Source organism: Paenisporosarcina quisquiliarum, from assembly GCF_043641925.1.
In the GTDB taxonomy this organism is placed as follows: Bacteria; Bacillota; Bacilli; order Bacillales_A; family Planococcaceae; genus Paenisporosarcina; species Paenisporosarcina quisquiliarum_A.
The window spans coordinates 66,625-90,312 of record NZ_JBHZRU010000007.1 but is presented as its reverse complement, the minus strand read 5'-3'; the positions used below and the strand labels follow the sequence as shown (position 1 = coordinate 90,312).

At 37.1% G+C, this 23,688-nt stretch carries 34 protein-coding genes; 24 read left to right on the top strand and 10 right to left on the bottom strand.

The window, feature by feature from the left end:
• Positions 1 to 91 precede the first annotated feature (91 nt).
• Genes ACHUE4_RS07120 through ACHUE4_RS07105 form a run of 4 tightly spaced genes read left to right on the top strand, consistent with a single transcriptional unit; the run spans position 92 to position 2,860 of the window.
• The gene (locus tag ACHUE4_RS07120; protein WP_394188681.1) at positions 92 to 478 is read left to right on the top strand and encodes a UPF0738 family protein; all 387 of its coding nucleotides are present in this window, start codon (positions 92 to 94) and stop codon (positions 476 to 478) included.
• Positions 479 to 508: 30 nt separating this feature from the next.
• Positions 509 to 1,186 (top strand): GTP diphosphokinase, encoded by a 678-nt coding sequence (gene yjbM / locus ACHUE4_RS07115; RefSeq protein ID WP_394188680.1) that lies wholly within the window; start codon positions 509 to 511, stop codon positions 1,184 to 1,186.
• Entirely contained in the window at positions 1,183 to 1,980 is a 798-nt protein-coding gene (locus ACHUE4_RS07110; RefSeq protein ID WP_394188679.1) for an NAD kinase, read from the top strand. Before yjbM ends, ACHUE4_RS07110 begins: the two co-directional genes overlap by 4 nt.
• Positions 1,973 to 2,860: an RluA family pseudouridine synthase gene (locus tag ACHUE4_RS07105; RefSeq protein ID WP_394188729.1), complete on the top strand. Its 888-nt coding sequence runs from the start codon at positions 1,973 to 1,975 to the stop codon at positions 2,858 to 2,860. The genes ACHUE4_RS07110 and ACHUE4_RS07105 overlap by 8 nt, the downstream gene beginning before the upstream one ends.
• Here ACHUE4_RS07105 and prpE read toward each other — a convergent pair.
• Positions 2,845 to 3,591 carry a bis(5'-nucleosyl)-tetraphosphatase PrpE gene (gene prpE, locus ACHUE4_RS07100; RefSeq protein WP_394188678.1) on the bottom strand — a complete coding sequence of 249 codons (747 nt, stop codon included), beginning with the start codon at positions 3,589 to 3,591 and terminating at the stop codon, positions 2,845 to 2,847. The two genes, ACHUE4_RS07105 and prpE, sit on opposite strands and share 16 nt — an antisense overlap.
• 152 nt (positions 3,592 to 3,743) lie before the next feature.
• Here prpE and mgtE point away from each other — a divergent pair, with 152 nt between their 5' ends.
• The 3 genes from mgtE (at position 3,744) to ACHUE4_RS07085 (ending at position 6,684) form a co-directional block, all read left to right on the top strand.
• Positions 3,744 to 5,081 (top strand): magnesium transporter, encoded by a 1,338-nt coding sequence (mgtE, locus tag ACHUE4_RS07095; protein WP_394188728.1) that lies wholly within the window; start codon positions 3,744 to 3,746, stop codon positions 5,079 to 5,081.
• Between the two features lie 408 nt (positions 5,082 to 5,489).
• The gene (gene fabI, locus ACHUE4_RS07090; RefSeq protein ID WP_394188677.1) at positions 5,490 to 6,260 is read left to right on the top strand and encodes an enoyl-ACP reductase FabI; all 771 of its coding nucleotides are present in this window, start codon (positions 5,490 to 5,492) and stop codon (positions 6,258 to 6,260) included.
• A 43-nt stretch (positions 6,261 to 6,303) separates the two neighbouring features.
• A complete protein-coding gene (locus ACHUE4_RS07085; protein WP_394188676.1) occupies positions 6,304 to 6,684 on the top strand; it encodes a hypothetical protein in 381 nt (126 codons plus the stop codon).
• 559 nt (positions 6,685 to 7,243) lie between these two features.
• Here ACHUE4_RS07085 and ACHUE4_RS07080 read toward each other — a convergent pair.
• Positions 7,244 to 7,768 carry a CotY/CotZ family spore coat protein gene (locus ACHUE4_RS07080; protein ID WP_394188675.1) on the bottom strand — a complete coding sequence of 175 codons (525 nt, stop codon included), beginning with the start codon at positions 7,766 to 7,768 and terminating at the stop codon, positions 7,244 to 7,246.
• Positions 7,769 to 7,897: 129 nt separating this feature from the next.
• On the opposite strand from ACHUE4_RS07080, the gene ACHUE4_RS07075 reads away from it, so the two are divergent.
• From ACHUE4_RS07075 to ACHUE4_RS07045, 7 genes are all read left to right on the top strand, one after another.
• Positions 7,898 to 8,305, top strand: coding sequence for a hypothetical protein (locus tag ACHUE4_RS07075; protein ID WP_394188674.1), 408 nt, complete (start codon positions 7,898 to 7,900; stop codon positions 8,303 to 8,305).
• On the top strand, positions 8,305 to 8,763 hold the full coding sequence (spoVAC, locus tag ACHUE4_RS07070) for a stage V sporulation protein AC (RefSeq protein WP_394188673.1): 459 nt from the start codon (positions 8,305 to 8,307) through the stop codon (positions 8,761 to 8,763). Before ACHUE4_RS07075 ends, spoVAC begins: the two co-directional genes overlap by 1 nt.
• Positions 8,760 to 9,761: a stage V sporulation protein AD gene (locus ACHUE4_RS07065; RefSeq protein ID WP_394188672.1), complete on the top strand. Its 1,002-nt coding sequence runs from the start codon at positions 8,760 to 8,762 to the stop codon at positions 9,759 to 9,761. Before spoVAC ends, ACHUE4_RS07065 begins: the two co-directional genes overlap by 4 nt.
• A 9-nt stretch (positions 9,762 to 9,770) precedes the next feature.
• Positions 9,771 to 10,133, top strand: coding sequence for a stage V sporulation protein AE (gene spoVAE / locus ACHUE4_RS07060; protein WP_394188671.1), 363 nt, complete (start codon positions 9,771 to 9,773; stop codon positions 10,131 to 10,133).
• 70 nt (positions 10,134 to 10,203) lie between these two features.
• A complete protein-coding gene (locus ACHUE4_RS07055; protein ID WP_394188670.1) occupies positions 10,204 to 10,317 on the top strand; it encodes a YjcZ family sporulation protein in 114 nt (37 codons plus the stop codon).
• An 11-nt stretch (positions 10,318 to 10,328) separates the two neighbouring features.
• Positions 10,329 to 10,586 (top strand): stage VI sporulation protein F, encoded by a 258-nt coding sequence (locus tag ACHUE4_RS07050; RefSeq protein ID WP_394188669.1) that lies wholly within the window; start codon positions 10,329 to 10,331, stop codon positions 10,584 to 10,586.
• Positions 10,587 to 10,656: 70 nt separating this feature from the next.
• Positions 10,657 to 10,962 carry a hypothetical protein gene (locus ACHUE4_RS07045; protein WP_394188668.1) on the top strand — a complete coding sequence of 102 codons (306 nt, stop codon included), beginning with the start codon at positions 10,657 to 10,659 and terminating at the stop codon, positions 10,960 to 10,962.
• Between the two features lie 185 nt (positions 10,963 to 11,147).
• Here ACHUE4_RS07045 and ACHUE4_RS07040 read toward each other — a convergent pair whose 3' ends face one another.
• The 3 genes from ACHUE4_RS07040 to ACHUE4_RS07030 form a co-directional block, all read right to left on the bottom strand.
• Positions 11,148 to 11,579 carry a GNAT family N-acetyltransferase gene (locus tag ACHUE4_RS07040; protein ID WP_394188667.1) on the bottom strand — a complete coding sequence of 144 codons (432 nt, stop codon included), beginning with the start codon at positions 11,577 to 11,579 and terminating at the stop codon, positions 11,148 to 11,150.
• Entirely contained in the window at positions 11,580 to 12,098 is a 519-nt protein-coding gene (locus ACHUE4_RS07035; protein WP_394188727.1) for a YjcG family protein, read from the bottom strand.
• Between the two features lie 81 nt (positions 12,099 to 12,179).
• Positions 12,180 to 12,902 (bottom strand): alpha/beta hydrolase, encoded by a 723-nt coding sequence (locus ACHUE4_RS07030; protein ID WP_394188666.1) that lies wholly within the window; start codon positions 12,900 to 12,902, stop codon positions 12,180 to 12,182.
• A 109-nt stretch (positions 12,903 to 13,011) separates the two neighbouring features.
• Here ACHUE4_RS07030 and ACHUE4_RS07025 point away from each other — a divergent pair, with 109 nt between their 5' ends.
• From ACHUE4_RS07025 to ACHUE4_RS06995, 7 genes are all read left to right on the top strand, one after another.
• Complete coding sequence (locus ACHUE4_RS07025; protein ID WP_394188665.1) at positions 13,012 to 13,596, top strand: phosphatidylglycerophosphatase A family protein; 585 nt, start codon at positions 13,012 to 13,014, stop codon at positions 13,594 to 13,596.
• 110 nt (positions 13,597 to 13,706) lie between these two features.
• The gene (locus ACHUE4_RS07020) at positions 13,707 to 14,654 is read left to right on the top strand and encodes a TAXI family TRAP transporter solute-binding subunit (RefSeq protein ID WP_394188664.1); all 948 of its coding nucleotides are present in this window, start codon (positions 13,707 to 13,709) and stop codon (positions 14,652 to 14,654) included.
• 133 nt (positions 14,655 to 14,787) lie between these two features.
• Positions 14,788 to 15,300 carry a DUF1850 domain-containing protein gene (locus tag ACHUE4_RS07015; RefSeq protein WP_394188663.1) on the top strand — a complete coding sequence of 171 codons (513 nt, stop codon included), beginning with the start codon at positions 14,788 to 14,790 and terminating at the stop codon, positions 15,298 to 15,300.
• Entirely contained in the window at positions 15,293 to 17,323 is a 2,031-nt protein-coding gene (locus tag ACHUE4_RS07010) for a TRAP transporter permease (protein ID WP_394188662.1), read from the top strand. Before ACHUE4_RS07015 ends, ACHUE4_RS07010 begins: the two co-directional genes overlap by 8 nt.
• Positions 17,324 to 17,477: 154 nt before the next feature.
• Positions 17,478 to 17,849 carry a hypothetical protein gene (locus ACHUE4_RS07005; protein ID WP_394188661.1) on the top strand — a complete coding sequence of 124 codons (372 nt, stop codon included), beginning with the start codon at positions 17,478 to 17,480 and terminating at the stop codon, positions 17,847 to 17,849.
• 210 nt (positions 17,850 to 18,059) lie between these two features.
• A complete protein-coding gene (locus tag ACHUE4_RS07000; RefSeq protein ID WP_394188660.1) occupies positions 18,060 to 18,302 on the top strand; it encodes a hypothetical protein in 243 nt (80 codons plus the stop codon).
• A gap of 642 nt (positions 18,303 to 18,944) precedes the next feature.
• Positions 18,945 to 19,070 (top strand): hypothetical protein, encoded by a 126-nt coding sequence (locus ACHUE4_RS06995; protein ID WP_394188659.1) that lies wholly within the window; start codon positions 18,945 to 18,947, stop codon positions 19,068 to 19,070.
• A gap of 24 nt (positions 19,071 to 19,094) precedes the next feature.
• On the opposite strand, the gene ACHUE4_RS06990 is transcribed toward ACHUE4_RS06995, so the two are convergent.
• Together ACHUE4_RS06990 and ACHUE4_RS06985 are read right to left on the bottom strand one after the other, a co-directional pair.
• Positions 19,095 to 19,262 carry a hypothetical protein gene (locus ACHUE4_RS06990; RefSeq protein WP_394188658.1) on the bottom strand — a complete coding sequence of 56 codons (168 nt, stop codon included), beginning with the start codon at positions 19,260 to 19,262 and terminating at the stop codon, positions 19,095 to 19,097.
• Positions 19,263 to 19,382: 120 nt separating this feature from the next.
• Positions 19,383 to 19,553, bottom strand: a complete 171-nt coding sequence (locus ACHUE4_RS06985) for a hypothetical protein (RefSeq protein WP_394188657.1) — start codon at positions 19,551 to 19,553, stop codon at positions 19,383 to 19,385.
• 263 nt (positions 19,554 to 19,816) lie between these two features.
• Between ACHUE4_RS06985 and ACHUE4_RS06980 the strand changes: the two genes are divergently transcribed.
• The 3 genes from ACHUE4_RS06980 to ACHUE4_RS06970 all read left to right on the top strand — a co-directional run bounded on the left by ACHUE4_RS06980 (position 19,817) and on the right by ACHUE4_RS06970 (position 22,542).
• Positions 19,817 to 20,011, top strand: a complete 195-nt coding sequence (locus ACHUE4_RS06980; RefSeq protein ID WP_394188656.1) for a hypothetical protein — start codon at positions 19,817 to 19,819, stop codon at positions 20,009 to 20,011.
• A 145-nt stretch (positions 20,012 to 20,156) separates the two neighbouring features.
• The gene (locus ACHUE4_RS06975) at positions 20,157 to 21,017 is read left to right on the top strand and encodes an SDR family NAD(P)-dependent oxidoreductase (protein ID WP_394188655.1); all 861 of its coding nucleotides are present in this window, start codon (positions 20,157 to 20,159) and stop codon (positions 21,015 to 21,017) included.
• Entirely contained in the window at positions 21,004 to 22,542 is a 1,539-nt protein-coding gene (locus ACHUE4_RS06970; protein ID WP_394188654.1) for an AMP-binding protein, read from the top strand. The genes ACHUE4_RS06975 and ACHUE4_RS06970 overlap by 14 nt, the downstream gene beginning before the upstream one ends.
• A gap of 34 nt (positions 22,543 to 22,576) precedes the next feature.
• On the opposite strand, the gene ACHUE4_RS06965 is transcribed toward ACHUE4_RS06970, so the two are convergent.
• From ACHUE4_RS06965 to ACHUE4_RS06955, 3 genes are all read right to left on the bottom strand, one after another.
• Positions 22,577 to 22,699: a hypothetical protein gene (locus ACHUE4_RS06965; RefSeq protein ID WP_394188653.1), complete on the bottom strand. Its 123-nt coding sequence runs from the start codon at positions 22,697 to 22,699 to the stop codon at positions 22,577 to 22,579.
• A 515-nt stretch (positions 22,700 to 23,214) separates the two neighbouring features.
• Complete coding sequence (locus tag ACHUE4_RS06960) at positions 23,215 to 23,397, bottom strand: hypothetical protein (protein ID WP_394188652.1); 183 nt, start codon at positions 23,395 to 23,397, stop codon at positions 23,215 to 23,217.
• A gap of 113 nt (positions 23,398 to 23,510) precedes the next feature.
• On the bottom strand, positions 23,511 to 23,666 hold the full coding sequence (locus ACHUE4_RS06955) for a hypothetical protein (RefSeq protein WP_394188651.1): 156 nt from the start codon (positions 23,664 to 23,666) through the stop codon (positions 23,511 to 23,513).
• Between the last annotated feature and the right edge of the window lie 22 nt (positions 23,667 to 23,688).

Below are 23,688 nucleotides of genomic sequence, written 5' to 3'. Positions count from 1 at the left end.
TACTTTATTATCCTAGAAAATTTGCAAACTGCAAGCTGGGCTAAGCTGTGATAAAATATGAGTAAGTATTGTTTGAAAGGAAGAAGTTACTTTGCGTAAAACTTATAATGTTGATAGTGGTGTACAAAATGGTGCAGAAATCCGTTTTTTACTACAAGAATTGCCTGAAGAACTTGACGTGAATGCTGGAGGTCAATTAATTACGGATTCGGACGAAATGGCATTCGTCTATTTAATGGATTCTGCAGAAGGTTATACATATGTGTTATTCCCTAAAACGGTTTGGCCACTTTTAGTGATTTCGTTAACGAGTGAGGAAGAACCTATCTTGGCTTGGGGTGCCAAAGATGTTCGTTTAACTAATTTTAGAGAAGAACTAGAAATGCTTATTTTCAATATTGAAGGAAATCATAACTACGGTGAAGAATTTTCAAGTGCCGTTGAAGATCTATTTAAAGAGCATTTAGCAGCACAATAAATGCTTTGTTGATGATGAGGGGGACGGGTCATGGGGCAGTGGGAACGTTTTTTAGAACCATATAAGCAAGCAGTAGACGAACTTAAGGTGAAACTAAAAGGTATGAGAATGCAATTCGAAATAGAAAATACCAATTCACCCATTGAATTTGTAACGGGGCGCGTCAAACCGTTGGCAAGTATATATGACAAGACTCTTGAAAAAGGGATATCTTTTGAACCATCTTCGCAACTTGCACATGAACTTCCGGATATTGCGGGACTTCGTATGATGTGTCAGTTTGTAGATGACATCGAAACAGTGGTCGAGCTCTTACGAAGCCGACATGATTTGAAAATAATCGAGGAACGCGATTACATTTCACAAGAAAAACCGAGTGGTTATCGCTCGTATCATATGATTATCGAATACCCAGTACAAACCATTCACGGGGAACGAACGATTTTAGCCGAAATCCAAATTCGTACGCTAGCCATGAATTTTTGGGCATCCATCGAGCACTCATTAAACTATAAATATAAGGGTGTATTTCCAGAGGAAATAAAGAATCGTCTTCAAAGTGCTGCTGAAGCCGCTTTTCGATTAGATGAGGAAATGTCTTTAATTCGCAATGAAATTCAAGAAGCTCAAAAATATTTCAGCGATTACAAGGAAACTGGACCTGCTGATTTCCCGAAAACAAGTGGAGGGAGGACGAAACGCTTATGAAATTTTTCATTCAATCACGTAATGATGATTTATCAAATGAATTGATGGATAGAGCCAAAACGTATTTGTCGGATTTTGGCTTGGAATGGAATGAAGAATCTCCTGACATCGTTCTTTCTATTGGTGGAGATGGCACGCTCCTTCATGCTTTTCATCGCTATCGTGAACAATTAGCGACGGTAGCTTTCGTAGGTATTCACACAGGGCATTTAGGATTTTATGCGGACTGGAAGCCTGCTGAAATCGAGAAGTTGGTCATTTCAATTGCTAAAAAAGAATTTGAAGTAATTCAGTATCCGCTTTTGGAAGCAACGATTCATTATCGCAATGATGACCAAACAAAGTATTTAGCTTTAAATGAAAGTACGATCAAATCGCCAGATGTTACGCTTGTAATGGATGTTGAACTCAACGGCACTCATTTTGAACGATTCCGTGGAGACGGTTTGTGTATGTCAACACCGTCAGGCAGTACAGCTTACAATAAAGCCTTAGGTGGAGCGGTCATTCACCCGTCGTTAGATGCGATGCAATTGACGGAGATGGCATCCATCAACAACCGAGTGTTTCGTACAGTAGGTGCACCTCTCGTATTACCTGCACACCATACATGCGTATTGAAACCGGTAAAAGCACCCGACTTCATGGTCACAGTCGATCATGTTCAGCTTTTACATAAAGATGTCAAATCGATTGAGTATCGTGTGGCAAAAGAAAAAGTGCGTTTCGCACGCTTTAGACCGTTTCCATTTTGGACGCGCGTTCACGACTCGTTCATTGACAGCGATGTCTAATCAATTTCAATTGCCATTCATTTCGACTAAAGAACAAATATTGCGAGAGGCTTTAGCTGAATGGGATATTTCAAAACGAACATTAACCGCCATCAAATATGAAGGTGGATCACTACTTGTAAATGGACAGGAAAAAACGGTCAGACATATTCTCCAAAAAGGAGATATGGTGACCGTTATTTTTCCGCCTGAAAAGGTCAGTGAAGGCCTTTTATTGCAGGCAGGGGAACTCGATATTGTGTATGAAGATGACGTGCTTTTAGTTGTGAATAAACCCGCTGGACTCGTGACCATTCCTTCGAAAGAACATCCGACAGGGAGTTTAGCGAACATCATCGCATACTATTATGACCAGAACTATATTTCATCGACCGTTCATATTTTAACTCGTCTAGATCGTGATACTTCAGGGCTAATTTGTCTCGTGAAAAATAGGCATATCCATCATTTAATGACCTCAAATCATTTATTGGAAAAAACGTATGAAGCATTTGTTGAAGGAAATGTAGAGTTAAATCAACAATCCATTATTGCACCAATTGGGCGAAAAGGATCGAGTATTATAGAGCGTGAAGTTCAAGCAGATGGCCAATATGCACATACAGATGTTACGGTTTTGAAGCGTTTCGAGCGATTCACGCATGTTAGCTGTTTATTGCACACAGGCAGAACTCACCAAATACGCGTTCACTTAGCTCATATCAAGCATCCATTGGTCGGAGATGAACTCTACGGAGGATCAGTAAAGGATTTAATACGCTCCGCTCTTCATTGTTCAAGTCTTACCATCAAACATCCATTAACTAAAGAAGTGATGAAGTTGAAAGCACCGTTACCAAAAGACATGAGCGAGTTTTTGGCACTTCAATCATCCCCATAATCGTGAAATTTTTCAGCGATGTACGGCTGTTTAGAAGGAACGGAGACCGTCTCCATTTCAGGATAGCGAAGAGCTGTTAATTTCCCGCCAAATACACAGCCTGTATCAATATTAATCGTCGCGTTTTTCTTGCGTGGTTCTTTTACAGGCGTGTGACCATATACGATTAACGCATCTCCATGGTACGCTTTCGCCCAGTCTTTTCGAACAGGTCTACCATCAGGATGTTTTTCTCCACTAATATCTCCGTATAAGACAAAAGTGATGATGTTTTTTTGAATAGGTTGACCAATCATATCTTCGCGAATTCCGGCATGAGCAATGATGAGTTTTTCGTTATCAAGTCGATTGTAGAAAGGAAGCTTCTCATAAAACGCGATGAATCTTTTGCGGAATTTCTCTTGTTTTGACTTGGTCAATTGCTTGAATTCAGCCACAGTTGTTTCTAAACCATGGGTAATTTGAACATTAGAGCCCTTTAAGTAACGATAGAATTTATTGCAGTGATTTCCCGGGCAATAAAATAACTTTTTTGCATCTTCCATATTGAATAAGAATTGCCATACTGCGAGTGACTCTGGACCTCGGTCAGCTGCATCTCCTACAAATGCTAAATTTCGACCGTCTGGATGAATAAACGTCCCATTTTTTTGTTCATATCCAAGTACTTTAAGTAATTCGAGAAGTTCTTCATAACAGCCGTGTATATCACCAATGATGTCATATGGCATGTTTTTCACCTCTTCACATGAATTATGTTGCTATGTGTACAGTGTAACCCATAAAATAACTACATATGAATGAAAGTCATTGTCTTTATGTAAAGCAATGAAAGGGGGACACGATCATGGCAGACCAACCATACAACCGAGAAGAAAACGAAATGGACGACGAAAAGTTATTAGCCATACTATTCAATCGTGATTTTGACACATTCCGTGAAGAATTCCTTTCTTTGCACCCGTATGATCAAGCACAATTTTTTGAGAAAATCGATCCTGAGATGAGACAAATCATCTTTGAATACTTATCGCCTAAAGAAATGGCTGAAATTTTTCAGTCCATCGAGTTAGATGACGATGAATACGAACCTTTCCTAAAGGAAATGGAAAACACGTATGCTGCTGATATGTTATCGGAAATGTACGCCGATAACGCAGTAGATGTTCTAAACGAACTTGGCAAAGACCAAGTGGCAAGTTACTTGACGATCATGGATAACGAGTCTGCTCAAGAAATCAAAGACTTGCTGCACTATGAAGAATATACAGCCGGCTCCATCATGACAACAGAATATGTGGTCATTCCTGAAAACTCTACCGCCCGTTCGGCGATGACGATATTGAGAAACGCAGCACCAGAAGCCGAAACCATTTACTACATTTTCGTTGTGAATGAAGAAAATAAACTCACGGGTGTCGTGTCACTTCGTGACTTAATTATTTGCGATGAAGATACGTTGATCCGTTCGATTATGAATGAACGTGTAGTGAGCGTGTCCGTGAGTGAAGACCAAGAAGAAGTCGCACGAATGATTAAAGATTATAATTTCCTTGCTGTACCAGTGGTTGATTTCCAAAATCATTTGCTTGGGATTATTACAGTCGATGATATTTTGGATGTATTAGAAGAAGAAGCAAATGATGATTACTCGAAACTTGCTGCCGTATCCGAAATGGATACGTTCGACAAAGGTCCATTAACTGCTGCGAAGAAGCGTCTTCCATGGCTTATCATTCTTTTATTCCTAGGAATGATTACCGCGAATTTGATGGGAATCTTTGAAAAAACGCTCGATCAAGTCGCTATTTTAGCTGTCTTTATTCCATTAATTGCAGGGATGGCTGGTAATAGTGGAACACAAGCGCTCGCAGTAGCTGTTCGCGGGATTGCGACAGGGGATATTGAAGAACAGAGTAAGATGAAACTCTTGATTCGTGAAGCGGGAACGGGCTTGATAACTGGGTTAGTTTGTGGAGTTGTTGTAGTGGCAATCGTTTATTTCTGGCAGCATCAATTATTGCTCGGATTATTAGTTGGAGCAGCGATATTTGGTTCGATTTTTGTTGCAACTTTGGCAGGATCATTTGTGCCTTTATTAATCCACCGCATGAATATCGATCCAGCCGTAGCATCAGGTCCATTTATTACAACACTTAATGATATTATCAGTATCTTAATCTATCTCGGGTTAGCAAGCATGTTCTTAACTCAGCTTTGATGACAATGGCCTTTTCAAAAAGTCTGTATAAATATAAACGTTGATTTCCACTGCAGTGGACGCTTTCCGGGGAGGCCAACAGGATGTTGGTTTCAAAGACGTTGCCACAGGACGTGGCGTTCTTAGTCTTTGTTCCTCTAAAACCCGCTCCAGGGTCTAAAGCTCGCGCTGTTCCCCTCGGAGTCGCCACCTCCATTCCAATCAATTATAATGGTTGTAATCATTAAGATATAATGTGCATTTTTCCACATTGTCGTCTGTGGAACAAGAAATAGGCGACCACTAAATAACAAAAAATAATTTTCATATAAACACCATACTGAGAAAAGTGCAATTGCACTTTTCTTTTTTGTGAGGTAATATTAGTACCAGGTATTAATAATTAGTTATAACTTAGGGGGAACATAGATGTCTTTATCATTACAAGGTAAAACGTATGTCATTATGGGTGTTGCAAATAAACGAAGTATTGCTTGGGGAATTGCTCAATCACTTGATAAAGCTGGCGCAAATTTAATTTTCACATATGCAGGTGAACGATTTGAAAAACCTGTTCGTGATTTAGTTGAAACACTTGAAGGAAGACATGAACTTGTTTTACCATGTGACATTACGATTGATGAAGATGTCGAAAACTGTTTTTCTACAATTGAAAAAGAAGTCGGAAAAATTGATGGCTTGGCACATTGTATCGCCTTCGCTAAATCTGAAGAATTAGCTGGTAATTTCTCTGACACGTCAAGAGAAGGGTTTTTATTAGCTCATAACATTAGCTCATTTTCATTAACAGTTGTTGCGAAAGCTGCGAAACCTTTAATGACTGAAGGCGGAAGCATTGTAACTTTAACTTACCTCGGTGGGGAAAAAGTCGTGCCTAACTACAACATTATGGGTGTTGCAAAAGCATCACTTGATATGTCGGTTCGTTATTTAGCTGCTGACCTTGGTCAATACAATATTCGTGTTAACGCTATTTCAGCAGGACCAATTCGTACATTGTCTGCAAAAGGTGTTAGCGACTTTAATAGCATATTAAAAACAATCGAAGAGCGTTCACCATTGCGTCGTAATACAACTCCTGAAGAAGTTGGCGACACAGCGTTATTCTTATTTAGCAACTTATCGCGCGGTATAACTGGCGAAACCATCCACTGCGACAGCGGATATCACATTCTGTAAAAGGTCTGCATAAACTAACTCAAAAAAGGACGTGACTGTATCATTGGAAACTGATCCTCTCCTTTTTGTTAGTGGACCTCCAGTATATCGACATCACAGGAAAATCAAAAAATGGATCGAAGAAAGTACATCGATCTTTCCAGAACGGCAATTAGAAGTAGAAGTAAAAGTAGAATCTGAAGTGAAGACTGAATCGACCATGTGGAAGAGACTGAATTACTTCACTTCGCCATTTGCTCAACACGTATACAAACCTTTAACTTTTCAAATGAAGTATGGTGAAAGCCTCCAAGGTTTAGTCGACAAGCTTGACGACGAAAGTGCCACCCTTCGATTAGTTGACGGTACCATCATCTCCATAGATATGAACGACATTCAAGAAATTAACTGGCGAGGAAAACCCTTTCCAGTGCGTTTTAGATGATTCGTTAGAAGAAGATACCCAGAGATGGGTGTCTTTTTTTGTCGACGACATCGTCGAATGATAATGAAACAGCGGATGCTCATCTAAAACATTGGGTACTATTTATATTTTTTCAAGATGAATATTTCAAAAATAGAACGTGGAAGATTTTTCACATCGTAAAAATATATACGTTTTAAAAGGATATTGAAGTCAATCGATTTATTTTAGAATTGGAACGAAAATAATAGAGAATATGTGAAAATATTTTGGGGAAAATAATGTGAGTCAAAACATTTCAGAAAAGATGAAATGTTTTTTTATTTGTTTTGAAGGATGATTCTGCTTGCGCAGAAGCATAATAGATCGATCGATTACGCCATATTATTATCACTACATAACGCAGTATTCCTCTTACCAAACGACAAATTATCAAAAGATAACACCATATTAAATTAAACAAAAATCTTTCAAGAATGAAGCTTCTGCTACGGCAGAAGCACACTATTTAAAATCAGAATAGCCCAATCTCATAATAGAGATTGGGCTTATTAGACACTGCAAGCTTGAAGTACTTATTTTATTCGCATACCCCTAAAAATACGTCTGCTACACACTCAATGCCGCAGAAGCAATTTAAGTCAACTGTGATACAGCTATCAGAAGGTCGGAAATTACGAACCTTACAAATTTGGCTGAGTTTCAGTTTAGTACCGCATTCATCTAGAAGATTTACTTCGTGGTTATGTCGATCAAGTGGCTCTAGTACTCGAAGAGTTGCACAGCAACCATCAAATACGTCCTCGACACGGAAAAATACGGAGAAGCAATCACAGTCATGATAATCGTTATCGCGGAAGAATGCTTTAAATGGTGTACCTTCTTTCGTCAAAAGCATGAATACGCGAGTATCAGCTTGGTGACGTGAAGGACTTACAAGACCACCTAGTGGTTCTAAAAAGCAATTCGTAGGGCAAACCGGACAATCATTTTCCACTACAGCATCTTGAATGTCTTTAATCGCGCGTACGACGTCACAAATGCAGCGACCTGTGGTGATTCCAGCTACGGTAGATGTTGATTCCAAGTTACGTCCACATCCCATTTTGTTTTCACCTCGCTTTCTTTCAAAGTCTTTATAATTTATGTCGATGTTGATAAAGAAACAGGGCTATTCGACCTTTATTACATAAACTTTCTTTTTCAACTCATACTAAGAAAAAAGGTGATATCCATGAAAAAATTAGGTTGGTTGATTTTAGCTATATCTCTGCTCTTAAGTGGATGTTCAAGTGATCCACAGATTGATTTGCTTCATGCTAAGCAGGATGAACAAGAGTTAGAAACTTTACGGTTCATATTAGAAGACGAGGAGAAAATGAGTGAATCTGTTGGGGTATTTTTCGATCATCAAGTCATTGTGGCTGTTCAAGTGCATCCGCTATCGAAATTCAGAAAAGAAAAAATCGAGAAGCGAATTTCTGATGAGTTAAAGAAAAAATTTCCGGATCATGAGATCTTTGTTTCGAGCGACTTAAAAATCATGTGGGAATTAAAAGACTTAGTCGACCAGAACCCATCTGAAGAAACGTTGAAAAAAACGTTGGCCGACATCCAGTCATTAGCTAAGGAGGCAACATAATGGATGCGAAGTCATATCAACCGATTGTAGACCAAATTGCACCAAAACGTCCTGTCTTGAAAAATTGTATGACAGCCTTTTTAACAGGAGGTATTATTTGTGCAATCGGTCAGCTCATTTCGTATGTGTATATGTACTTTTTCGATTTCACCGAACGGACAGCCAGCAATCCAACTGTCGCTACGATGGTGTTTATCGCCATGTTATTAACAGGTTTCGGACTCTATAAAAAAATAGGTCAATTTGGCGGGGCAGGATCTGCAGTTCCGGTTACAGGGTTTGGGAATGCTGTGATTTCAGCAGCAATTGAACATAAATCAGAAGGATTTATTTTAGGTGTTGGTGGCAATATGTTTAAATTAGCTGGCGCTGTTATTGTGTATGGCGTATTTTCTGCTTTTGTCGTTGCTTTAATTAAGACGATTTTAGTGTCGATGGGAGTGCTAGAGTGGTCATGAAATCACGCCTTCTAACTTTTCTATCAAGACCAACGATTCTTTCAACTGCTGTTACGGCAGGTCCTCTGGAAAAACAAAGTGTATTCCATTCTTCTTTTGATGTCATTTATGATGACGAACGAACACATTTAAAGACGAATGAACAAGGAAATGCACAATTAATAGAAGATACATGTTTACTTGCCGTTCGAAAAGCGGGATTGGAAATAGCGGATATTGATGTTTTACTTAGTGGAGATTTAGTAAATCAGATGACGCCGACTAATTTTGCAGCGAGAGAACTTGCTATCCCATTTATGGGGATGTTTTCTGCTTGTGCAACATCTGTTTCATCTTTAATAACTGGAAGTGTTTTAATCGAATCTAACCTTGTAGAAAACGTGCTATTTGGATCTTCGAGTCAGCATAATGCGGTTGAACGACAATTCCGCTATCCAATTGAATATGGTGCACAAAAGCCTCCAACAGGTCAATGGACGGTTACGGCAGGTGGGTTCGGTGTTTTATCTCACTCAAAAAGTAATCTACCGTATGTTCACTCTGCAACAATAGGACAAGTTGTTGACTGTGAATGCACAGACCCACTAGATATGGGAAGTGCGATGGCACCTGCAGCATTTGATACAATTCAAACTCATTTAAATGAAAACGGAAATGACGTTCCTTATGATCTCATTATGACAGGGGATTTAGGGAAAACGGGGTTTGCAATTTTACAAGAACTTATGAAAAAAAGTGGACTTAATTCTTATCCAGTCAAAGTCTACCGTGATGCTGGAGCTGAATTTTATGGCAATAAATCTGAGTTCCGCTCAGGTGCAAGTGGAGCTGGATGTTCTGCTTCCGTGTATTTTGGTCCGATATATAGTGATTTATTAGCTAAAAAAATAAAAAAAGTACTGTTAGTTGCAACAGGAGCTTTGCTATCGCCGCTCTCCTTCCAACAAGGGGAAACGATTCCATGCATTGCACATGCTGTTGAACTTTGCATAGATTGAGGTGTAGGGATGATACTTTCAACCATTATCGCGTTTGTAGTTGGTGGACTTGTTTGTGTAGTAGGTCAATTGTTATTTGACGTAGCAAAGTTAACACCTGCACATACATTAAGCCTGTTAGTTGTTGTAGGATCCGTTCTAGATGGGTTTGGATTATACGAACCGTTTATCGATTTTGCTGGTGCAGGGGCCACGGTTCCCATCATGTCTTTTGGTAACTCACTAACCCATGGTGCATTACAAGAGGCGGAAAAGCATGGCATAATCGGTGTTTTAACAGGAATGTTCGAAGTCACAAGTTCAGGAATTAGTGCCGCTATTCTTTTTGGGGTCATTGGTGCACTACTATTTAAGTCAAAAGGAAACATCTAATAAGGTATTTGCCCTCCTCAATCCTATTTGTTCGCATATTCTAGGTCGAATAGGAAAGGGGGGAAATAACATGTACGGATGCTGTAATCCTTATGATGACTACAAGTCTAATAACGGGTCTACGTTTGTTTTAATCGTCGTACTTTTCATCCTATTAATCATAGTTGGTAAAAGTTTTTGTTAGGAGGGAATCGTATGCATGATTCATTTTTTAAGAAAATCGAACAAAAAACGGGCGTTTCAATGGATGAAGTTTTCACTTTAGCCAACGCTATTCAGTTCGCTGACTTTTCAGATGAAAAACAGGTAAAGAAAATTGTTCGCAAAGTTTCTAAACTAGCTGGAAAACCACTAACTAAAGAGTTTGAGCAACAGATTGTTGAGTCTGTTATTCAAAAAGGAAACAAAATTGATTTGAATGAAATATCTTCAATGATAAATAAAAATAATTAATTTTGGTTTTGACGGACATAAAAGCGGGTAAAGTATCGTATAACATGGTAACAAAAGGAGGATGACGACGATGGGTTACATCTTACCAATTCAACCAGTTCAATCTCAACAATACGCAAATAGATTGCAAATGAGCAATTATGACTTTGCGCATATTAATGCCGTTCAACCAATTAAAATGAAATCGATATTTGATGATCAGTTGGAAGAACGTTCAAAACAACTTGAAGAGGAAGATGAATCAATATCTGTCTCATCGCATTCTTTCCGACAAGCTGTACCATATAAGGGATTCATTCAACCGAACCCTGTCAATCTATCTCCTGAAATCGCTAAAGTTAGCGGTAAAGGAAATCAAATTAACGCATATATTTAGTCGCTCATAACGTTTTCTCATTTTAATGAGAAAACGTTTTTTTTTTTTGAAGTTAGTAGATTACATTTTTAGTAGACTACTAATGACAAACAAAGAAATTACCATTTTTATGAGAACACTATATTTCCTGGAACATAGAAGAAGCGCACACATTCAACCTCAAAATGTGTGCGCTTCTTATTTGGTTAATTTAATATTTTCTCCATTGTTCGATGAGGAATACCAGCATCTAAAAATTCAGGCGAAGTAATTTTATAATTTAACTTTTCATAAAATGGAATGGCATAGGATTGTGCATTCAATTTTACAGTTGAAAGACCAGCTTGTAATGCATACTCTTCCATCTTCTCCATCATCAAGTTTCCAAGATGTTTTCCTCGATAGTCTGGTAAGATGCAAACCCGTTCTACTTTGGCAATGCCAGTTTCAGGTTCACGTATGCGACCTGCTCCAATAGGTTGGGAACCATCATAAGCTATAAAATGAGTCGCATAAGAATCATGTTCATCAAGTTCTAAATGGACAGGAACATTTTGTTCTTCGACGAATACGAGTTGTCTTACGTGAAAAGCATCGTTTCGTTCTTGTTCGGTTTCTACTCTTTTTGCCGAAATCAATTATTCTCCAGCTCCAGACAAACGGAATGTTTCATATACCGTCCAAGAACCATCTTCTAATTGATACAACAAATGTAAGCGATCAATGATTTCTTCATGATCTACACCAACCATTTTTAATTGACCAAAAATGTCATCGTGTTCACCTGATGCCATTTTTTGAGCAATGGTGATATGCGGAACAAAGGCATATTCAGCTTCAGCTCCTAAAACATCTGAGTGCAAATCTTTATGAAGTTCTAGAAGTTCAGGAGTAGGTTCTACTTTAAAGTAAATGGCGTTTGTAACTGGTGAGAACGAGCTCACACGGGACGTCTGTAAAGAAAAGGGTTTATGACGTTTTACAACTTCTCCGATTTGAGTTGATAGTGTTTCGATTTCTTCATCACTCGCTTCAAATACGCCTTTGACAGTCATATGTGGTGTGATAAGTGAATAATGTGGGTCATAACGTTTACGGTATGAGTTAGCTAAATCTTGTAGTTTTTTCGATGGGAATGCAACGACTCCGTATTTCATCATCAAAAACCTCCTTCTTAGTTGAATGAATACATACTTATAGTATAGCAAAGATTTCGGAATTGGCATTCAATTAACTTATTAGTGACCAAAATTCATTTGAAGTGCACGTTTCATATCCGGTTGCCAATGTTTCCAAGTATGGTCTCCGTTAAATTCGTCATAGAACACTGAAAAACCTCTTTCTACCATCAATGAATTCAAAACACGATTCGGTTTTAGGAAGTTTTCCACTTCTCCACGAGTCGTTTTCACTTCATCTTCCTTTAAGCCGATGATGTGATAAACCGAGAAAGCATGAGGGGCACGAGCATGTTCAACCTTTTCTAAAACCGCTTCATTTACTAGTGGTGAATGAAGAATAACTTTCCCAAAAATATTTGGATATTTGACTGCCGCTAATAAAGAAACAGTAGCTGCTAAAGAATCTCCAATTAAAGCTCGTCCCATACCAATTTGGTAAGTTGGATACGTAGCATCTAAATAGGGAACGAGTTCATGTGCTAAAAATCGTAAATAAGCATCATGCTGTTCGCCGTCCGGATGATATTTTTTTAGACGATCTTCGACGCTCTTATAAGGAACGCCAACGACAATAATATTTTCGATTTCGTTATTTTCAAGTAATTCATCAGCAACACGAGGAATTCGTCCTAATTGAAAATAGTCTTTGCCGTCTGAGGCAATTAAAACTGTATATTTATAAAGAGGTGAATAGTTAGAGGGTATGTAAATAAGTAGTTGCATATCTTCTTGTAAAGCTTCACTAAATAGTGTGATATCTTGGATTGTTCCTTTTGACATATGACAAGTCCTCCTAGGTATTAACGGTAAAGAAATTGTAACATAATGCAGTCGGAAGGTATAATAATGAGTAGGGAAATGAATGTTCTACAGAAATGGAGATGAAAAGATGGATCAATTACAACCAAGAGTACATTCGAATGCAGTATATGAAGCTACGAAGGAAGCATTATTAAGACGTGGTGTCACGATTCAAGAAATTGCAAATATCGTTTTTGAGATGCAAATTGCTTATAACATTGGACTAACAATTGAGCATTGTATCGAATCAGTGGAAAGTGTATTGAAAAAACGAGAAATGCAACATGCGATTTTAGTTGGTGTAGAGTTAGATGAACTGGCTGAGAAAAAAATGTTATCTGCTCCACTTCAACAAATCGTTGAAGCCGATGAAGGATTATTTGGAGTAGATGAAACAATCGCCCTCGGATCTGTATTTACATATGGAAGTATAGCCGTCACTACGTTCGGGCATTTGGATAAAAATAAAATTGGTATTATCAAAAAGTTGGATACAAAAATCGGTAATGGAATCCATACATTTTTAGATGATCTGGTAGCGAGTGTAGCAGCTTGTGCTTCTTCTCGTATTGCACATCGAACGCGTGATTTAGAAGAACATAATGAAACATTTGCGGATATTACACCTGAAGAAACTGCACCTGAGACAAAAGTTGAGGGTACAACAACTTAATTTAATGGTAATAAATGTCTTCTGACTTATCGAACTATTACCTATTATGAGATAATTCGTGCTAGAATATAAATTGGAAGACGAATCATATTTAAGGGGGACAACCATTTATGAAGAAGAAAAAAGTAGGAATTCTTGCAGCATTAGGGTTATCTGCGACTCTATTATTAGGCGCATGTAATTCAGGCGGAGATTACAAGTTTATCAGTATCGTTACAGGCGGTACGACTGGTACTTATTATTCACTTGGTGGAACACTGGCAAACATTATTTCTGAAGAAGCTGGTGTGGAAACAACTGCTGAAGTTTCTCAAGCATCTGCAGCTAACATGACAGCGCTTAAAGATGGAAAAGCTGAAATTGCTTTCGTACAAACAGATATCGCTTACTATGCAACTGCTGGGGAATTAATGTTTGAAGGCGATGCAATTGATTCAATCGCAGCTATCGGTGCTCTTTACCCAGAAACAATTCAGTTAGTTACAACTGCTGATACTGGCATTGCATCTTATGAAGATCTTAAAGGTAAAAAAGTATCTGTAGGTGCTCCTGGTTCAGGAACATTCGCTAATGCTGAACAACTTTTAGAAATTCACGGTATGACGATGGATGATATTGATGCTCAAAACTTGGACTTTGGTGAATCTCAAGAAAGTTTGCAATCAGGTCAAATTGATGCTGCTTTCATTACTTCTGGAACGCCAACTGGTGCAGTTGAAAGCTTAAACGCAACGACTGAAGTTGTCATTGTTCCTGTTGAAGATTCAAAAGCTGATGAACTAATTGAAAAGTATCCTTATTACGCTAAAGAAACAATTCCTGCTGGAACATATGGTATGGCTGGTGAAGTACCAACTGTTTCTGTTCTTGCTATGTTAGCTGTAACTAAGGATCTTCCTGAAGATCTAGTTTATGATATTACTAAAGCAATTTACGAAAATACGGATCAAATTCAACATCCTAAAGGTGCATTTATCAAAGCTGAAACAGCGTTAGATGGGATCGATATCGATGTACATCCAGGTGCTCAAAAGTACTTTGATGAAGTAAATAAATAAGATTCAAATAAGACGATGAAGCAATTGCTTCATCGTTCTTTCTTCTAGAAAGTATTTGAACAAGAAGAAAATGTCTCACTCATGTCCTAAAATTGGACAAGGTGGGTTTTTCTCATGAAATGAGGTTATTCCAATGAAAAAGAGCAAATTAATAATTGGAGTAATTATTTTCTTGACTACCCTATTCATTTTGCTGGTTCCATATCGTTGGAGCTTTGTATTCTTCGAGCAACGGACAACAAATCCTGTTGCCTATCTTCCTCTAAATGATGAGAAGACCTTTCACATTCGCTATACCCATTCAATTCATTTATCAGATGTCTTCGAAACGTATAAAATAACAAATGACCATCAAATCCAAATTTTCTCTCTTGAATATGAGGATTTTGCAATCGGAATGCCCTCAGGTGCTGGTGAAGGAGAGAAATTTTTCGAATTAGATGGGAAGTATTACATAACCAACATGTCACAAGTATTTCCATCTATTAGTATGTTGGTAGGGGATATTAATAAAGACCTTGCTTTTAAGTACGATAACAACGAATATAATTTAAAGGACTACTTAATAAGAGGTGAGTCGTATACATTCCAAGTTGCGCGCTTATCCCTATTGGACCAACTGAGAGGAGCGAGGATTCGTGAGTGATAAAACAAAACATCCAGAAAAAGATGAACAGTTCGAACAGTTAACTGACGAACAACAACGTGAAATATTAGAGAAGTATGATCCGGAATCGAATACACGAGATTTAAAAGGCATTATGTTGAAAGTTGTATTCTTTGGATTGCTAGCCTTTTCTTTATTCCAAGTGTACACAGCCATTTTTGGCCAATACACAGCCTATATTCAGCGGTCCATCCATTTAGGCTTTGCCTTATCATTAATTTTCTTGCTGTTCCCAGCAATTAAAAAAGGCGATCGTAGCAAACGAAACCGGATTCCCTTTTATGATTACATTTTATCGATTTTATCCATTGGTGTCGGTTTATACTGGCCAATTATGTACAACGACTTAGTATTCCGAGTAGGTAATGTAACTACTCCAGATTTAGTTGTCGGTGTATTAGCAATTTTGCTTGTTTTGGAAGCAACTCGAAGAGCGGTTGGTCTACCAATCACGATTATTTCAACTGTATTTATTCTTTACACGTTCTTCGGTCGTTATTTCCCAGGATTCTTGGCTCACCGTGGTCAAGATTTAGAAAGTGTTGTTCAACTGATGTTCTTTACAACGGATGGTATTCTAGGTACTCCGTTAAGCGTATCTGCTACGTTCATATTCGTATTCTTGTTATTTGGAGCGTTTTTAGTGAAGACCGGTGTGGGTCAATATTTTAATGATTTAGCCGTTGCTTTTGCAGGACATTTAATTGGTGGACCTGCTAAAGTAGCCATTTTCTCAAGTGCCTTGCAAGGAACAATCTCAGGAAGTTCTGTAGCGAACGTAGTAACATCAGGATCATATACGATTCCAATGATGAAAAAACTTGGCTATAAAAAAGAATTTGCCGGTGGGGTAGAAGCAGCTGCTTCTACTGGTGGTCAAATTATGCCTCCAATCATGGGTGCAGCAGCATTCTTAATGGTTGAATTCATTGGTGGAATTGAATATTGGGATATTGCAAAAGCAGCAGCAATTCCTGCATTGCTTTATTTCACAGGTATTTGGATTATGACTCACTTTGAAGCCAAACGAGTTGGATTAAGAGGGTTAAAACCAGAAGAAATGCCAGACCGCAAAGCAGTCTTAAAGAAAATTTACTTACTGCTGCCGATTGTTGGAATTATCGTTATGTTATTTAACAATATCCCTACGATGCAAGCAGCTTTGTACGGTATTTTATTAACGATCATTGTAAGTTCATTCAATAAAGAAACACGTCTTGGATTTAAAGATATTATCGAAGCACTTGTAGATGGAGCCCGCACAGCACTTGCTGTAGCAGCCGCAACTGCAGCTGCAGGTATTATCGTAGGTGTTGTTGTAAAAACAGGACTAGGATTAAGTTTAGCTAATGGACTTGTTTCTGCATCTGGTGGAAACGTATTGCTAACGCTATTCTTTACGATGTTAGCTGCGATTGTTTTAGGTATGGGATCACCAACTACAGCGAACTACGTTATTACGTCGACAATAGCAGCGCCAGCCATTATTACATTATTAATGCTGGATTCACCTGAAGGTGCAGTGGTACCTATCGCTGTTGCATTGTCAGCTCATTTATTCGTATTCTATTTTGGTATTATTGCCGATATTACACCACCAGTTGCATTAGCAGCATTTGCAGCATCGGGTGTTTCTGGAGGCGATCCTATCAAAACAGGTGTAACTTCTGCAAAACTCGCGATTGCCGCATTCATTATTCCATATATGTTTGTGCTTTCTCCTGAGTTGTTAATGATTGATACGACCATTCCTCAATTGATATGGGTATTAATCACAGCTATATCAGGTATGATCGCAATTGGTGCTGGAATGATTGGATATTGGTACCGTGATGTGAAGTGGTATGAGCGTATTTGGGCTGTTATCGCCGGACTATTGCTTATTTACCCTGAAGGTATTTCAGACACAATTGGTTTAATTATGTTTGTATCAATCTTTGCATTCCAATATTTCACACGTGATAAAAGTCATGACAAAGTAAAAGCTGCACCAGTAGCTTAAAAGGAAAAACCGAATGTAACGGCTAAGTTGCCGATGCATTCGGTTTTTTTTTGAAATAATTTTATTTAGCTACTCAAAATAGTTTTCAAATATGATATGATTTAATTATCAAGTTATCATAATATTACCATTTTTAGGTAAAAGGAGATTAAGCATGAATCTACAAGAATTAGCTACAAAAATTAATGCGTGTGTAGAAGATGTTGACTTAGTTGCAGCTCGTAAGTATATGGAAGAAAACAAAGAGCTGCTGAAAGACAATAAAAGTTTATTAAAAAGAAATGCCCGAGAATTGTTCGATTTTCTTTTAAATGCTTCTGAATCTAATTCAAAGCCATTATCGAGAGAAGAGGTAGCAGCAACCAATGCCATCAACCTATACGCTACTAGGTTTGATATTAGAGGCTTAAAGATTGCTGTTAAAAACCATAGTGAGTTGCTACTTCGAGAAGACATTACGCCTTATTTGAATAAAGACGCTAGAATATTACTAGAAGGCATGGGAGCAATACAAAAAAGTAATTAATACATAATGAGCAATTCCTCTCTAGAACAATTAGAGAGGAATTGTTTTTTTATACTGAAAAAATGTCTAAGGGTTTTTAGATATAAGTCTAAAAAAAACATAGCTTGCACCATTATTTTTGTGCAGGCTATGTTTTTCTAATTGCATTGGAATGAATAAGAAACACTGCGAATACAATAGTACAAAGCTAGTAGGAAAGGAGGGAAAGCGTTGTTTGAAGTTTACAATATCGCCATTATTCCATTGATTCTTGGATTAGTCGAATTGTTTAAACGTGCGGGAGTATCGAATAGATTCTCACCATTTATAGCTGTTATTTTAGGCGTGTTAGCTGGAATTTTTTATATCACGACAGATATTAAGCAAGGAATCATTATCGGACTTATGTTAGGTTTATCTGCGAGTGGATTATATAGTGGATCTAAAAACTTTATGCAAGGAAGCGGGAAATAATCACTTATTATTAGTAAGTATTTCCCTGTGGTTAAAGAATAAATATGGTCGGGTATTTCTTTTGTTTCTCCACAGGAGACTTTAGAAATAGCCGACCACTTTCCTATTAAAAATCCGATTTACACTTATTAAATCTAAATTTAGATGTACAAATTGGTTTTCAATACATATTAAAAAATTTTCATGTCAAGTAATTAATTCAATTGGATATATCTTAGATGAGAAAAATTTCATATCGGAAATTATTTACCTTTTCTAATCAAATTCAAAAGAATATATAAGCATTTGATTAATTTATATATGAGCTATTTTTATTTTAGCGGAAGTTGGCGAATCCAGTGGGATTAGCGTGTCTCGGTGAGACCCCGCAGCGAGCTTTGCGAATGAGGAGGCTCACAGACCGCCCCGCGGAAAGCGTCCAGCTGTAGCGAACGAGTAGAATGTAGCATATCTATTAATTACAGCATTTTTTGTGATCTGTGAAATTGATTCATCAGTTTAAACCATGGTGATTTAGGGCAAAATAGACCAAATGAATGGTTCATGTATTTTATTATGAAAAGTTGCTCATTCTAGTGTTGTGGACAACCACTTAGGGAATAAGTTAAATGGTAAAGGATTTTATTCAAAGGGGATATGAAGATGAATGACCGATTATTAGAAAGTTTAGGAGAATATTTTGTTTATCACAGCGTTTTAGAACGATGCGGATTAACGTTCGAACAATTTATTGATAAATGGGAAAAAGGAATGTGGCAAGGATTTTAAAATCCCTTGCCAGATTTTTTTTATTTAAAATCCGCCGCGTTCATCTACATGGTGATTGTTTTGACCGTCCTTCACATGTAGTTCTTTCTTTTTCTCGTCAGACAAACCGTTCCCAATAGGTTGAGCCGTATTTACTTCATGAATGTTGGTTTGAGTGTGTTTTTCTTTAGACTCATTCGTTTTCTTTTCCATTTCATCTCATCCTTTCAATTATGAATTAAACCATTAATGGTATGTACAACTACCATACTTTCATACACTTTAGATTTAAAAATACCGCTTAGCCAATAGGCGAAGCGGTTCTAACTTTTTCTAATCTTCTTTTTCGTTCTCAAGGTTTTGATTCGCATGAAGTTGATTTTGTTCCATTTTTAAACGATCTTGTTCGTTCTCTTGACCTTGATTATTCTGATTGTTTTGTTGCTGATAGATCCGTTGATGTTTGTTTTGTTGATTATCATTATCTTGACCTTTTTGACCCATAATAATTCCTCCTCATTATTAATGGAATTCCTATTGACTATTTTCCCTTTTAACAGCAATTAAAACATTTTTCCAACTAACTGGTATTTTCTATTTAAATAAAGAATTTTATAGTAAGCAGTTTGAACCAAAAAACTTTATAAAAAATGCATACTTTTTCAGAAATGAGGGTAAGAAATAAATAGCCACATCGATTTAACGACTAACGTTAAGTCTTCTTCCTTTATTATCAGGAATTAAGAAGACTTAATGGGAGGTGTTAAATGAGAAAAGTTCAAGGAATTAAAAGCCTTATGGTCTACCTTGACTCTGTTGACTATCCACTATCTGAAGAAAAGCTAAGTTCCCTAGTACAGAATGGAGCTATACCGCATACCATTCCTATTCGAAATATGATTATTTTTAACTTAGCTCATATTGATTGGTGGGTTGCAGAAAGGCGACAAAATAGTAATTAAAAGAAGCCCTGCTCATTTGAGTGGGGCTTTCTTGAAGTTATTTAGGAAACAGTCACTTCAGAAAATGGATATTTATGCTAACATATGTATAGTTTCATAATTTTTAGTTTGTTAATAAAATATGTCATGAAAAGTAGGTATTCACATGTATACATATACTCTCTTAGAAAGATTTTTATTTACACCTACCTATGTTAATAAAGCAAAGTTATTAGCTGAACTTAATGGTAAGACCGTGTTAATCACTGGTGCAAGTTCAGGCATAGGCGAACAGTTAGCTTACGATTTAGCCGATGCAAATTGTCATTTAATATTAGTGGCACGAAGAGAAAAAAAGTTAGTAACAATGAAAAAAGAAATTGAAAAATCCGTAGCTAAAGTAAGTGTATATCATGCGGATCTTCGAAATGCGGAACAGCTTAATGGCTTATTATCATTTCTTCTCCATATACCAGATGGGGTTGATATGGTTGTTAGCAATGCAGGGTTGTCTATTAAGAGGTCCATTCAAGATTCGTTAGAACGATCCCATGATTTTAACCGAACCATGGCTATTAATTATTTTGCACCGGTACAATTGTTGTTATCATTAATTCCAGCCTTAAAAAAGAATCAAGGACATATCATTAATGTTTCGACTGTAAATGCCTTATTAACACCAGTTCCTTTTTGGGCAGCCTATCAAGCTTCTAAATCAGCATTTGATGTGTGGTTCCGTTCAGCTGAACCTGAATTAAACGTAATGGGAATCTCAACAACATCTATTTATTTGCCATTAGTCAAAACTCCGATGATTGAGCCAACAGCTGCATATAAAAAAGCACCGGCTATGTCCTCGAATCATGTCGCCCAAATTATTAGCAAATCCTTTTATACAAAAAGGAAGAGATACCAACCGTGGTGGCTCATTTTTGGTCAAATCGGTTCTCTGTTTTTCAGAAGCGGTTTTGGATTTTTCGTGACACAGAATTTAAGAAAAAGAGGAAATTACCATGAGGATCATTAAACTTCTTCATGTTCTATCTAAAATTAAATTACTCTCACCAGTAGGCGTATTCCGATTAATGTCTGCTTTTTATAAGAGTGGCATTAATCTTATGACTTTATTGCATTTTGCTGGTTGTACATATGGAAACCGAATCGCATTGGTAGATGACAACGAGACAATGACTTATAAAGAACTTTTATTGGAGTCAGAAAACCTAGCAGTTTCTTTAAAGGAAAAGCATATAGGCAGTGGTCAAAAAGTAGGTATCCTCTGTCACAATCATACTTCATTCATTAAATCGATGTTTGCTGTGTCTCGTTTAGGAGCAGATTTGTATTTACTTAACACTGAAATTAGTAGTAGTCAGTTAAGCGGTTTTTTGTCGCAACAAAAGTTAGATGTTTTAATTTTTGATGTTGAACTGACCGCATTAGTGGAGGAATCAGGTTTTAACAACACGAAAATTTTAAGTACCCACAATCAATTACCAGCCATTAATCAAATTGTACAGATCAGAAACCGTGATAACAAAAAAATTCCAAGAACAACAATGAGTAAAATCGTCCTTCAAACAGGTGGAACTACAGGGATATCGAAAGAAGCAGCACATAAACCTTCAGTCTTTAACTATTTAAATCCTTTTTTAGCGTTGTTCAATAAATTTAATATGTTAGAACGTCAGACAGCTTATATTGCGACGCCGATTTACCATGGATATGGACTTGGAGTTCTTCTTTTATTCCTAGCATTGGGTAAAAAAATCGTGGTCAGTAAAGGATTTGATTCACATCGAGCGTGTGAAATCATTCTTACCCATCAAGTAGAAGTGGTAACGGTGGTTCCATTGATGTTACAAAAGATGTTGAATCATTCTGTTGAAAGCTTACAGTCACTGAAATGTATCGCCTCAGGAGGCGCAAAGCTTAGTTCGAAACTAATTGAAGAAACTCAGAACCAATTAGGTGATGTGTTATTTAATTTATATGGAACGTCAGAAGCGGGTTTAAATGTAATAGCCACGCCACATGATTTACGCTTTTCTTCAACGACAATTGGCAAAAAAATTAATGGTGTCCAATTAAAGGTGATGAGTAAAAACATGAAGGAGGTGAGCGTAGGAGAGATCGGCCACTTCTGTATAACGAATGATTGGTCAATCAGAAATGAAAAGAATGCATGGATTCAAACAGGGGATGTAGGATTCTGTGACGAGCAGGGCTACTATTTTTTACTAGGAAGAACAGATGATATGGTCGTTTCAGGTGGAGAGAATGTTTACCCTATTGAAGTGGAGCAGGTGCTGATTACACATCATGCAATTGAAGATGTCGCTGTCATTGGAGTGATGGATGAACAATTTGGGCAAAGACTAAAAGCATTCATTCTTCCAATAAAAAACGCGACAATAACAAATGAGGAAATTACAACATGGTTAAGTAGCAGAGTAGCTCGATTCCAAATGCCAAAAGAAATTATGATGGTTGAGGAAATGCCCTATACTTCGCTTGGAAAGATTGATAAGAAATTATTGAAAATAAAATAAGTTGATTCAACTAATCTTGCCTTAATTACATGTCTTATTTGAAATAAAGAATAGATAAAACAATGAGTCCCATAATAGCTATTAATAATAGAATAAATGTATGCTTAGATTTAGACTTAGGTTGATACATACGATATCTTACCTTACGTGAGATCATTGAATACACTCCCATCAAATTCTAATGAAATTATCTCTTTTTGCACACCATCTACCTAATCATAAGAAAAAGCCGATCACCGAAGTGAACGACTTTTTTGGAAGAACCCTTCGTTCCTTAAGGGTTCTCGTGGGTTTGGCACCCAATAATTCCGACTGGGTTAGAACAAACAACCTTCCACCCTAACTAGGTTTTGGCGTATATAACAATCGACATAATTGGATGTCAAAACTAATTACGAAACGTTGAATCACGTTTGCTATCGTAGTATAGCATGGGAGTAGATACGAAGCAATAGACTATCGTATGAAACCGCTATTATTATCATTTAAGACATCTTTAAAAGAGTATTATTGGATTGATTTTAAGAAGGATTTCTTGAATGAAACTGTGATGGTTAAGGTAAGTAGGAGAAAAAGGGATCATCTAAACTAAAGATGATCCCTTTTGAATTGTACTGATTAATTTTAAAAGATATTAAATAGCTATTTTAGTATTCGATGCATTAAATGCAATCAATGCATTCCATTCCATTCTCCTTGGTTTTTGGATGCTTTTTCTTTTTTAGCCTTTTCTTTTTTTGCTCGATTTGCATTGGCACTGCCAAATTCTTTAGAGAATTCAGAATCTGTTTTGCTGGAGTCAAAACCTTGTTTATTCTTTTGGTCTGCATCATTTTTCTTAGTCCGTTTCGCCATATTCATCACTCCTTTTTTTTATTATGAGAAGTGAAGGGCGAACTATACATTTAGGATTTTGAAACTAATGATCAATTTTTTATTAAGTAAATAAAATGACTCTAAGAATTAAATCAATTACGTAATTGTTTATATTCTTGATCAAAACCCATTGTTACAGCTTCAGTTAGGAAATGAATATCATCTAGTATTTGTTCTCTTATATTATGATTATCGCATTTGTAATAATCGTCGACTAATTTAGTTAATTCATAAGAAATAAGGTTCATAGGAATATTCTCCTTTTTTTAA